Here is a 10977-nt window from a genome sequence, read left to right as displayed (position 1 = left end):
GGCGTGATTATGAAGCGGGCCGGCTGGAAGACCCGCCATGTCTTCGAGCGCTACAACATCGTAAGCGTCGACGACCAGCGCCAAGCGGCCTTGCAGACCCAGGCGTACCGGGCGGCTCAGCTCGTGAAGGCGGGCGGTCTCGCGAAGATCGGAGACAATCGGGTGGGAGTTCGGAGACAGTCGAAGGAACAAAAGGCGATCTGACGCATGGTTGCGACAATGAGCCACAGGACTACGAATCCGAAGGCCAGAGGTTCGAATCCTCTAGGGCCCACCACTTCCCGCGCCGCTCTGTAGCTCCGTTCACAGCTCCGGAAACCGCCTAGCTAGGGAAACGCCTGATTGAAGCAAGGGCGCCGCCGCGATAGAGTCGCGAGTCGGTGACCGCCACAGGCGCGAAGGTGCTGATCGTCGACGACGAGGCCGAGTTCGTCGAGTTCGTGGGGAAATTCCTCGTCACGTCCGGTTACGACGTGGACCGCGCGCTGCACGGTGCCGACGCGCTCATGGCGATCGCGCTCGCGCGGCCGGACGTCGTGCTGCTGGACGTCCGCATGAGCGGGATCCACGGCGTGGACGTCTTGAAGCGCATCCGCTCGATGGATCCCACGATCCCCGTGATCATCGTGACCGCCGACGATGATCCCGTGCTCCTCAGCGAGACGCGCCAGATCGGCGCGTACGGCCACCTCGTCAAGCCCTTCGATGTGGATGACCTGGCCCGGATGGTCGCCGAGGCGGTGGCGGGGACCGATCGCCGCGAGCCGCCGGACCTCCCCGCCTGATCTGTCCTTGACGGCCGGTTTCTAGTCACCGGCAAGAATCTGGCCGCCTCGGCCGCCTTCCGGGCGCTCGCCGCCGTTCCAGAAACCCGCGACCTTACAAGCGTTCGTCTCGGTGAGGCTTCCGAAAATTCGGTGGTATCGGTCTTGCGTCCAAGTCCCCGCCAAAGGCTACCGAATATGCGGGTACTCATCGTCGAGGACGATCGGACGGTTGGCGAGGTCCTGCGAGACCTGTGCGGCGAGCTCGGCCATGAGGCCGAGGCCGTCAGGTCGGCGGAGGACGCGCTGGTCCGGCTCGAGGAAGGGGCTCGCCCCGATCTGATCCTGCTCGACTACAGGCTACCGCGCATGAGCGGCCTCGACTTCCTGCGGCTCCCGCTGGTCCGCCACACCGGTATCCCGATCGTCGTCGTGTCGGGGATCGCGACCGAGAGCCAGGCGCAGGAGTGCCTCGCACTCGGCGCGGTCAAGTTCCTCGCGAAGCCCGTGCCGTTCGAGCAGCTGCACGACCTCCTCGAGTGGTTCGAGCAGCCCGAGCGGCAGGTCGACCGGCGCCGGAATCCGCGGGCGAGCGTCGCGCTTCCCGTTCGCGTCCGCGAGCGCGATGGCAGGGAATGGCAGACGACGACCGTGGACCTGAGCTTCGAGGCCGTGAAGGTCCTGCCCGGCACCATGACCCGACCGGGTCCCACGGTCGAGCTCTCGTTCATGGCGCCCGGGGAGGACCAGAGCTTCCAGGCCACGTCGATCCTGCTCCGGATCGATTCCGACGGCTACGTGTTCTACTTCCTCAACCTGACCGAGGACCACTTCGAGCGCCTGTCGTATCTCGTCCGCCGGCTGACCTCGTACCCGAAGTCCCCCTGATCCGACGGTCCGGCCGTCAGGCCTTCTCGACCATGTAGAGGTGCGACAGCATGTCCACGTAGATGTTGCCGTCCACGACGAGCTCGCCCTGCCGGTTCTTCTCGAGGCCGCGGACCGTCGGCTTCGCCGCGGCGTAGCGCACGACCCACGCGACCGGGACGTAGCCGGCGTCGCTCTGCATGATCTCCTCGGCCTTCGCGTAGTGCGCCATGCGCTTCTTGGTGTCGCGCGTGTCGCGGCCTTGCTCGAGCTCCTTGTCGAACGCGTCGTTGACCCACGCCTGGCGCTTCCCTGCGGTCTTCTTGCCGTAGAAGGTGTCGAAGTACTCGTTGTGCGGGTCGGGGTAGTCCATGAACCAGCGGATCCAGACGAACTGGAGATCGTGTTTCCAGAGGCGCTCCCGGAACACGCGCTGCTCGAGGACCTCGAGGTCGGTCTTCATGTTGAGGTGCTCGAGGAGGACCGCCTGCACGGCCTCGGCGAGGGGCTTGGAGCCGTAGCCCTCGTCGCGCATCGAGAGCGTGATCTTCGGCCAGTTCTTGCCGCCCTCGAACGGGGTACCCTTCAGCATCGCTATCGCCGCTTTCGGATCGAACCTCTGGACGGCCTTGATCTTCGGGTCGTCGACCGCGCCCGGGAAGCCCGGCGGGATCATCGAGTGGGCCGGGATGGCGAAGCCCTGCGCGACCTTGATGACGTTGGCGCGGTCGATCGCGTGGCCGACGGCGCGCCGCACCTTCACGTTGTCGAAAGGCGGCTTCGTCACCTGCGGGAGCAGGTACCACGTGCCCGGGAAGGGGTAGCGGAAGACCTCCTCGACGGTCTTCGAATTCGACTGCAGGCGCTTGAGGTCGCCGGTCCCGAGGGACGTCATATCGAGCTCGTTGTTCTCGTAGGGAAGCGCGCCCGACGCCACGGGGATGATCGGAATCGTCACGCGGTCGAGCGTGACGTCCTTGGCGCCGAGGAAGTGCTTGTTCTTCCGCAGGACCATGACCTTGTTGTGCTCCCAAGCCTCGAGGACGAAGGGCCCGTTGCAGACGATGTTGCCCGCCTCCGTCCACTTGTCCCCGTACTTCTCGACCGACCCCTTGTGCGCGGGTAGCGCCGCGAGATAGGCCGAGAGGACCGGGAAGTAGCCGCGCGGCCCCTCGAGCGTCACCTCGAGCGTCCAATCGTCCTTGGCGACCACGCCGACCTGGGAGGCGTCGGGCACCTGCTTCTTGTTGAACGCCTCGGCGCCCTTGATGTCGTAGAAATAGCTTGAGTACGGGTTGGCGCTCGCGGGGTCCATCTGTCGCTTCCAGGACCACTCGAAGTCGCGGGCCGAGCACGGGCCGCCGTCGGACCACTTGGAGTCCTTGCGGATCGTGAACGTCCACGCCGAACCGTCCTTGTTGGAGTTGACCTTCTCGGCGACGTACAGCACAGGCTGGAAGTCGGCGTTGAATTTCATGAGCCCGGCCCAGAGCTCCGAGACGCCCGAGCAGTAGAGGTCCTTGTTGAAGTCGTGGCTCGACGGGTCGTTCTGGTACCAACCGCCGCCGCCCCAACGGAAGTGCTGGTCTTTCGCGAGCTTCTCACCGGGCTTGAGCTTGGGTGCCGCGGCCGCCGGGCGCGCGTTGAAGCCCGCGGCGCCCAGCGCGGCCAGGCCGGCGGCGACCTTCAGGAACTCGCGCCGGCCCACGCCGGCGACCGCGAGCCGCGCCGCGAGCAGGTCGAGTTGCGCGTCGGTGATCGGTGGGGTCTTCATGGACAAGCCTCCCTTGCGTCGGTTGCGCGTGAAGTCACTTGAGCTTCGGGTCGAGCGCGTCGCGGACGCCGTCGCCGAAGAAGGTGAACGCCAGCATGGTGACGGCGATCGCGATCGACGGGAACACGCAGAGATGCCAGTAGGAGCGGATGTATTGCTGGCCCTCGCCGACCATCTGGCCCCACGAGGGCGTCGGCGGGTTGATCCCGACGCCGATGAACGAGAGCGCGGCCTCGGTGAAGATCGCCTCCGGGATCCCGAAGGTCACCGACACGACGATCGGCGTCAGCGCGTTCGGCAGGACGTGGCGCACAAGCAGCCGGCCGAATCCGGCGCCCAGCGCTCGCGCGCCGTCCACGAACTCCTTCTCCTTGATCGTCAGCACCTGGGCGCGCGTCTGGCGTGCGATCCCGACCCAGCCGGTGAAGCCGATCGCGATGAAGATGTTCGTGAGGCCAGCGCCCAGCATGGACATGACGAGGATCACGAAGAGGAGCCGAGGGAAGGCGTACATCACGTCGACGAAGCGGGTGAGGACGAGGTCCACGCGTCCGCCGAGGTAGCCGGAGAGCGCTCCGATGGGCACGCCGATGAGGACGACGATCACCTGCGCGCCGAGCCCCACGAGCATCGAGACGCGCGCGCCGTAAATCATCCGCGAGAGGAGATCGCGGCCGAGCTGGTCGGTGCCGAGCGGATAGTCGCGCGAGGGCGCCTCGTTGAGCCGGCCGAAGTTCGTCTTGGTGTACGGCAGCGGCGTGAGCACGTCGGCAAAGATCGCGATGAGGCAGAGCAGGACGATGACGACGCCCCCGGCCATCGCGAGGCGGTTCCGGAGCAGGCGCCTGACCGCGTCGCGCGCGAGGCTCGTCGGCCGCGTCACGGACGCCGCGGCCCGCACCGCGCCGGCGAGCTTAGTACCGGATGCGGGGGTCGAGAGTGCCATAGAGCAGGTCCACGACGAGGTTCATGACGGCGAGGAACGCGCCGTAGGTGAGGACGACGGCCATGATCATCGGGTAATCGCGGCCGGTCATCGAGAGGACGAAGAACCTGCCCATGCCGGGCACGCGGAAGATCGACTCGACGAAGAAGGAGCCGGTGCCGACCGCGGCGAACATCGGTCCCAGCAGCGTCACGACCGGAATGAAAGCGTTCTTCAGCGCGTGCTTGAAGATGACGGGGCCCTCACCCAGGCCCTTGGCGCGCGCGGTCAGCGTGTAGTCCGCGCGGATCACCTCGAGCATCGAGGCGCGCGTGAAGCGCGCGATGATCCCCATCGGCGCGAGCGCCAGCGTGACGGTCGGAAGCACCCAGTCGCGCGGCGAGTCCCAGCCGCCCGTCGGGAACAACGGCACGACGAACGAGAAGAGGATGATGAGGAACACCGCCAGGACGAAGTTCGGGACGGCCACGCCGACCGTCGCGAGCGTGACCGAGACGTAGTCCCACATGCGGTTCTGATAGACGGCGGCGAGGATCCCGAGCATGAGCCCGCCCGTGATCGCGATCGCCAGCGCCATGGTCCCGAGCAGCAGCGAGATCGGGAAGGTCTCGCGGAGGATCTCGGTCACCGTCCGGGTCTTGTAGACGAACGACATCCCGAAGTCGCCGCGCACGACCTTGCCGAGGAAGATCAGGAACTGCTCGGGGAGCGGCTTGTCGAGGCCATAGACCGCGGCGAGGTTCTTCTGCGCCTCGGGCGAGAGCGGGTTCGCGCCCTCGGCCACGGGATCGAGCGGGCTGCCCGGCGTGGCGTGCATGACCAGGAAGGTCACGAGCGCCATCGCGAGGAGCGTCGGCACGAGCCACAGGACGCGCGAGACGGTGTACTGGAACAACCGCTACCTCCAGAGCTCGGTCGCGGACGACGGGTGCCCTAGTATTCGGCGAAGCGTGGGCCGAATCAAGGGCCCTCAGAAGGTTGCGTTCGCCCGGACGGGCGGTTACGGTTGAGGTCCGTTGTCAACCGACGAAGCGTTCATGCGCCTGGCGCTCGACGAGGCGCGGCGCGGGCTCGAGGCCGGCGAGGTCCCGGTGGGGGCCGCGGTCGTGCGCGACGGCGCCGTCCTGGCGCACGCCCACAACGCGCCGATCGGGCTCGCCGATCCCACCGCCCACGCCGAGATCCTGGCGCTGCGCGAGGCGGGCCGGACGCTCGGCAACTACCGCCTGGCGGGCGCGACGCTCTACGTGACCGTCGAGCCGTGCCCGATGTGCTGCGGCGCCGCGCTCCACGCGCGCGTCGCGCGTGTGGTGTACGGCGCCCTGGATCCGAAGGCGGGCGCGGTCGAGTCGGTCTATCGGCTCCTCGACGACGGCCGGCTCAACCATCGCGTCGAGGCGACGGGCGGCGTGCTCGCGGGCGAGTGCGGCGCGATGCTCCGGCGGTTCTTCGAAGCGAAGCGGCAATGAGCCCAAGGGATGAGATACTGGGACGCATTGCGGACACGATTGGCGCGGAGGGGTGGCCGAGCCCGGTTGAAGGCGTCCGACTCGAAATCGGATAGGGGCCCAGAAGGTCCCTCGGGGGTTCAAATCCTCTCCCCTCCGCCAAATTTCAGAGGAGGGGTGACCGAGCGGCCGAAGGTGCGGCACTGGAAATGCCGTGCACGGGTAAACCCTGTGCCGCGGGTTCAAATCCCGCCCCCTCCGCCATTGATCTGCGGCGTGACCGTGCTAGACGGGGAGTTAGCGGTGCCCTGTAACCCGCAATCCGCTTCAGCGGGGTCGAATTCCCTCTCGAGGGCGGCCCGTGTTGAGTGAGCCTCATGGCGCGGCGTTGAAGGTTGGGCCCCACGCAGCGAGAATCGTCGAACCCCGCCAGGCCCGGAAGGGAGCAACGGTAAGGCGACCCTCTCGTGTGCCGTGGGAGTACCTGACCGGAGCTGGTGTCGTGGGGAGTTCGCAGTGCGGGTCGTTCGAAGGTGGGTGCACGGTCACTTGAGTTACCAGGTCCTCGCGCGGAAGTGGCGGCCGCAGACGTTCGACGCGGTCGTCGGCCAGGACGCGATCACGCGGACGCTCGGGAACGCGCTCGCCTCCGGCCGCATCGCCCACGCCTATCTCTTCGCCGGCCCCCGCGGCGTCGGCAAGACCACGACGGCGCGCCTGCTGGCGCGGGCGCTCCTCTGTTCCGCGCGCACGGGCGCCGAGCCGTGCGGCGCGTGCGCGGTCTGCCGCGAGGCGCAGGCGGGGACGCTCGTGGACGTGATCGAGATCGACGGCGCCTCGAACCGCGGCATCGAGGAGATCCGCACGCTCCGCGAGAACGTGAAATACGCGCCGGCGCGCGGCCGCTACAAGGTCTACATCATCGACGAGGTCCACCAGCTCACCGAGGCCGCCTTCAACGCGCTGCTGAAGACGCTCGAGGAGCCGCCGAGCCACGTCGTGTTCGTGCTGGCGACGACCGACCCGCGCGACATCCCGGCGACGGTCCTCTCGCGCGTGCAGCGCTTCGACTTCCGGCCGATCGCCCCCGACGCGCTCACGCGCACCCTCGAGCGGATCCTGGGCGAGGAGAAGGTGCCGTTCGAGCCCGCGGCGCTGCCCGTGATCGTCCGCGCCGCGGAGGGCTCGCTGCGCGACGCGCTCTCGCTCGCCGACACCGCGATCGCCTACGGCGCGGGCCGGCTCGAGGCGGCGCCCGTCGCCGAGCTCCTCGGCGCCACGGCGCCCGCGGCCGTCGGCGCCTTCGCCGCGGCGCTCGTCGCGCACGACACGGGGCCGGCGCTCGAGGCGATCGACCGCGCGGCGCGCGACGGCGAGGACCTCCAGGCGTTCGCGCGCGACGTCGTCGAGCTCCTGCGCCGGGCGCTCGTGCTCAAGGCCGCGCCGACCGCCAAGCTCGCGGATCTCACGCACCAGGAGGGCAACGAGCTCAGGAAGCTCGGCGAGGCGTCGTCGCTCGACGAGCTCCTGTACGTCCTGCGCGCCTTTCTCGAGGCCGACGCGCTCATGCGCGAGTCGCCGCACCCGCGCGTCGAGCTGGAGATCGCGACCGTGCGCGCCACGCGGCGGCCGGTCCCGCAGGCGCTCGACGACGTGCTCCGCCGCGTGGACGAGGCGCAGGCGCTGCTCCGCCAGCAGGCCGTGGCGGCGGGCCCGGTGGGCGCGCGGCCCGCCCAGGCGAGCCTGCTGCCGGAGGCGGCGCCGGCCGCGGCGCGCCCGGCCCCCGAGCCGCGCCGCGCCCCGCTCCCGCCGCAGGCGCCGCCCGCGCGCCCCGCGGCGCCGCCCCAGGCCGCCGTCCCCGCGGCGCGGCCCGCTCCGCCGCCGGACGCCGAGCTCGGCACCGCCTGGGAGCGCGTCGTGGACGAGGTCACGAAGAAGAAGCCGATGCTCGGCGCCCTGCTCGCCCAGGCCCAGCCCGGGGGCGTGAGCGAGGGCGCGCTCACGATCGTCCTGACCGGAAACCACTTCCACCGTGAGATGCTGGCGGACAGCGCGAACCGCGACCTGATCGTGCAGGCGGTCCGGCGTTACGTGCCCGGCGCCGAGCGCATCACCGTCCAGGCGGGCGGCACGGGACCCGGCGGCGTGGCCGAGCACCCCGCGGTCCAGGCGGCGCTCGCCGAGTTCCAGGGTGAGGTGGTCGCGGTGCGGCCGCGCCTGCCGGAAGGAGAAGGCCAGTGAAGGGCTACGGCAACATCATGAAGGAAGCGCAGAAGCTCCAGCAGCAGATGGCCGCCATGCAGGAGGAAGTCGGCCGGAAGAAGGTGGAGGCCACGGCGGGCGGCGGCATGGTGACGGTCGAGGCCAACGGCAAGCAGGAGATCCTGTCGATCAAGATCGACCCCGAGGTCGTGAGCAAGGACGACGTCCAGATGCTCGAGGACCTCGTGCTCGCCGCCTGCAACGAGGCGCTCCGGAAGTCGCGCGAGCTCGTGCAGCAGGAGCTCGGCAAGCTGACCGGGGGACTCAAGATCCCCGGCCTGGGCATGTAGCGGGGAGCCGTGGCGTACTACCCCGAACCGGTCGCGCGGCTGATCGACGCGCTCCAGCGGCTCCCCGGCATCGGGCCCAAGACGGCGCAGCGTCTCACGTTCTTTCTCCTGAAGCGTCCCGCCGACGAAGTCCGCGAGCTCTCCGAGTCGCTCGTCGCCGTGAAGGACCGGATCGTCTACTGCCGGACGTGCTTCAACGTGACCGACGAGGACCCGTGCCGCCTCTGCGCCGACCCGGGGCGCGACGCGCGGCTGCTCTGCGTCGTCGAGGAGCCGAACGACCTGCTCGCGATGGAGCGCACCGGTGAGTACCGCGGCCGCTACCACGTGCTCCTCGGCGCGCTCTCGCCGCTCGACGGTATCGGCCCCGACGAGCTGAAGGTGCGGGAGCTGCTGGCGCGCGTCGAGGCCGGCGCGGTCGAGGAGGTGATCCTGGCGACCAACCCGAACGTCGAGGGCGAGGCGACCGCGCTCTACCTCGCCAAGCTCTTGCGCCCGCTCGGCCTGCGCGTGACGCGCATCGCGCGCGGCCTGCCCGTCGGCGGCGACCTCGAGTACGCCGACCAGGTGACGCTCACCAAGGCGTTGGAAGGGCGGCGGGAGATCAGCTAGAATCGATCGTTGTTTCGTAGCTCGGCGGCCGACACTCCCCGGTAGCTCAGTCGGTAGAGCGGGTGACTGTTAATCACTAGGTCGCAGGTTCGAGTCCTGCCCGGGGAGCCAACCTTTTGATGGTTTCTGGATCATCCCGAAACGCCGCGGGCGTCGAGTGCTCTTACCTTTGAACTAACGCGGTAAGATCGAGGGCGATGCGACGTGCCTCGTCCGCGTTCTACGCGCCTCCCCCACCGCGCCTCGAGGCGCTCATTTGGGCGGCCCTCGCCCTCGGCTGCCTAATCCTTTTGACGCTGTTCGTCAGCAGCGTTCGCGACGCGCTAAGCAGCCGAGCGTGGCCGAGCGTTCGGGCGCGAATCGATGAAGCACACGTCTTTCGGGGCTGCATAGGCATGCCGCGCTTTAGTACGTCCTACCACCCGCGGCTTCGCTACAGCTACTCGGTGGCGGGCCAAGTCTATCAAGGCGACCGCATCAGCGCCGGGACCGCCTACATGTGCGGCAGCCAGGCGGAGGTGCAGCACTTCGTGGCGCGCAACTATCCCGTGGGTCGGACCGTTACCGCGTTCTACGACCCGAACGATCCCAGCAACTCGCTTCTCAAGCCGGGAGTCTTCGATCCCGTCTCTATCATCATGGCCGGAGTGCTCGTCGTCGGCGCCGGCTACACGGCGCACCGGTCCCACGCGTCGTGGCGCGCGGCAAAGTATAAACGGTTAAACAGCTCAAGGTGAGACGATGAAGATCGAGGATGCCATCGGGTTCGAGCGCCTGCAGTCTATCAAGGGCCAATGGGGATGGGCCGGCCCGCGACGATCGGCGCTGACGGAATCTTCCCCTGTGCACTTCTCAGAATGGAGGGAAGGTTCCTTGAGATGGGTGCATTCCAACCAGCCCGCGCGAGACTCAATAAAGTGTTCGACAACGGCCCGCGTCGGGTCGGTGAGCCGCTCGCCAGGGGCACAGGGGGACGCGCTGCTTTTACCTGCTATGCGTCCAGCTCGCTGATGGCCTTGATCGGGTGGCCGAGATGCGCCCGCAGCACCTTCTCGACATCGTCGAGCGACGGCGGCGCGTCCCACTGGAGGCTCCCGACGTGCTCGCCCCCCTCGAATTTCATCGTGAGGCTCAGGCGATCGTCCAGGCGCTTGACGGATACAAGGACACCCACCTCGCCAATGGCGAACGTGTCTCCAGGCTTGTCAGCAGACGCCCATAGCGGCGGCCACACCGAGACGACGGTCTGTCCAGACTTGCGCCTGAGGTAGCGGATCTTCATCGAAGCCCTCCATAACTCAACAGGGCTCGTCCTCACGTCGACCTTTGCTTCGCCTTCTTCTCCAACCGCGCAGACGATGCGGCCTGAGAGGGCGGCGGCCAGCGTTACCTCGTAGGTCGCCGCTTCACCTTCTTAGCTCGTGCAGCTGAGCTGGCCCTGCTCGCCTTCCCGGCTGAGATGCTACGTGACCAGAGCGGCGCTAACAGGGGTCGTCCAGATCTTCTTCTCAGCGAATTCTTCTGCGACGGCGCTGAACCGGCTCGCCTGTACAGTCCGTGAAAAAGAAGTACTGAAGATCGGGCGTCCCTCTCTCGCGCCCTTCGGATACGACCGAGAGTATGTGACCTCCGACTTGAAGATGTACCAGCCGTTCTGCCCAGCGATTCGCTTTCACTTCTCGTTTCGACTTAACTTCCTCCGGCGCATAGTTGCTAGTCGCGTTGAAGACGATGCCGGCCAGCTCAAGCTTGTGATCTTCGTAGTGCTGTGAAAACTCGCGCATCGATCTCACCAGCAGCGGCAATCCGATCGCCGAAAGATACTCAGGCTTCACGGGGACCACGATGAAGTCGCTTACGAGATACGCGGCAGTCGTGAGAAACGATTCGGTCGGTGCGCAATCGATGAGGATGAGGTCATATTGAGCCTCGAGCTTAGGGGGCCAGGCGGGCCTCTCACGGTCCGCTCAGAGTTCTCCTCGATCGACGGCGACTGCCGCCAGGGCAGCCGTCT

12 protein-coding genes, 3 tRNA genes, 1 other RNA gene and 1 pseudogene are annotated in these 10977 nt (G+C 67.8%); 12 read left to right on the top strand and 5 right to left on the bottom strand.

Annotated elements, in window-relative coordinates:
• From VKG64_11455 to VKG64_11445, 3 genes are all read left to right on the top strand, one after another.
• Positions 1–204 (top strand): hypothetical protein (locus VKG64_11455; protein ID HKB25655.1); only part of this gene is annotated, 204 nt, incomplete at its 5' end.
• A 176-nt stretch (positions 205–380) separates the two neighbouring features.
• Positions 381–785 (top strand): response regulator, encoded by a 405-nt coding sequence (locus VKG64_11450; protein HKB25654.1) that lies wholly within the window; start codon positions 381–383, stop codon positions 783–785.
• 177 nt (positions 786–962) lie between these two features.
• Positions 963–1652, top strand: a complete 690-nt coding sequence (locus VKG64_11445; protein ID HKB25653.1) for a response regulator — start codon at positions 963–965, stop codon at positions 1650–1652.
• A 16-nt stretch (positions 1653–1668) separates the two neighbouring features.
• On the opposite strand, the gene VKG64_11440 is transcribed toward VKG64_11445, so the two are convergent.
• Genes VKG64_11440 through VKG64_11430 form a run of 3 tightly spaced genes read right to left on the bottom strand, consistent with a single transcriptional unit; the run spans position 1669 to position 5246 of the window.
• Positions 1669–3405 (bottom strand): peptide ABC transporter substrate-binding protein, encoded by a 1737-nt coding sequence (locus tag VKG64_11440; GenBank protein ID HKB25652.1) that lies wholly within the window; start codon positions 3403–3405, stop codon positions 1669–1671.
• Positions 3406–3439: 34 nt separating this feature from the next.
• On the bottom strand, positions 3440–4306 hold the full coding sequence (locus VKG64_11435) for an ABC transporter permease (GenBank protein HKB25651.1): 867 nt from the start codon (positions 4304–4306) through the stop codon (positions 3440–3442).
• 13 nt (positions 4307–4319) lie between these two features.
• On the bottom strand, positions 4320–5246 hold the full coding sequence (locus VKG64_11430; GenBank protein ID HKB25650.1) for an ABC transporter permease: 927 nt from the start codon (positions 5244–5246) through the stop codon (positions 4320–4322).
• A gap of 121 nt (positions 5247–5367) precedes the next feature.
• Between VKG64_11430 and tadA the strand changes: the two genes are divergently transcribed.
• From tadA to VKG64_11385, 9 genes are all read left to right on the top strand, one after another.
• Positions 5368–5820 (top strand): tRNA adenosine(34) deaminase TadA, encoded by a 453-nt coding sequence (gene tadA / locus VKG64_11425; GenBank protein HKB25649.1) that lies wholly within the window; start codon positions 5368–5370, stop codon positions 5818–5820.
• A gap of 46 nt (positions 5821–5866) precedes the next feature.
• Positions 5867–5961, top strand: a tRNA-Ser gene (locus tag VKG64_11420).
• Positions 5962–5970: 9 nt separating this feature from the next.
• Positions 5971–6063: transfer RNA gene (locus VKG64_11415), tRNA-Ser, on the top strand.
• Between the two features lie 16 nt (positions 6064–6079).
• Positions 6080–6344: signal recognition particle sRNA large type (gene ffs / locus VKG64_11410), an RNA gene on the top strand.
• A 4-nt stretch (positions 6345–6348) separates the two neighbouring features.
• Positions 6349–8040: a DNA polymerase III subunit gamma/tau gene (gene dnaX / locus VKG64_11405; GenBank protein HKB25648.1), complete on the top strand. Its 1692-nt coding sequence runs from the start codon at positions 6349–6351 to the stop codon at positions 8038–8040.
• A 17-nt stretch (positions 8041–8057) separates the two neighbouring features.
• Entirely contained in the window at positions 8058–8351 is a 294-nt protein-coding gene (locus tag VKG64_11400; GenBank protein HKB25647.1) for a YbaB/EbfC family nucleoid-associated protein, read from the top strand.
• A gap of 9 nt (positions 8352–8360) precedes the next feature.
• The gene (gene recR, locus VKG64_11395; protein HKB25646.1) at positions 8361–8963 is read left to right on the top strand and encodes a recombination mediator RecR; all 603 of its coding nucleotides are present in this window, start codon (positions 8361–8363) and stop codon (positions 8961–8963) included.
• A gap of 35 nt (positions 8964–8998) precedes the next feature.
• Positions 8999–9074 (top strand) — tRNA-Asn (locus VKG64_11390).
• 86 nt (positions 9075–9160) lie between these two features.
• Entirely contained in the window at positions 9161–9700 is a 540-nt protein-coding gene (locus VKG64_11385) for a DUF3592 domain-containing protein (protein ID HKB25645.1), read from the top strand.
• Between the two features lie 254 nt (positions 9701–9954).
• Here VKG64_11385 and VKG64_11380 read toward each other — a convergent pair whose 3' ends face one another.
• A complete protein-coding gene (locus tag VKG64_11380) occupies positions 9955–10245 on the bottom strand; it encodes a hypothetical protein (GenBank protein ID HKB25644.1) in 291 nt (96 codons plus the stop codon).
• A gap of 226 nt (positions 10246–10471) precedes the next feature.
• Positions 10472–10888: pseudogene (locus VKG64_11375) on the bottom strand (ParA family protein).
• Between the last annotated feature and the right edge of the window lie 89 nt (positions 10889–10977).

The organism is Candidatus Methylomirabilota bacterium, assembly GCA_035260325.1.
Classification (GTDB): Bacteria; Methylomirabilota; Methylomirabilia; order Rokubacteriales; family CSP1-6; genus AR19.
The sequence above is the reverse complement of the archived record's forward strand: the minus strand, read 5'-3'. Positions and strand labels throughout refer to the sequence as shown.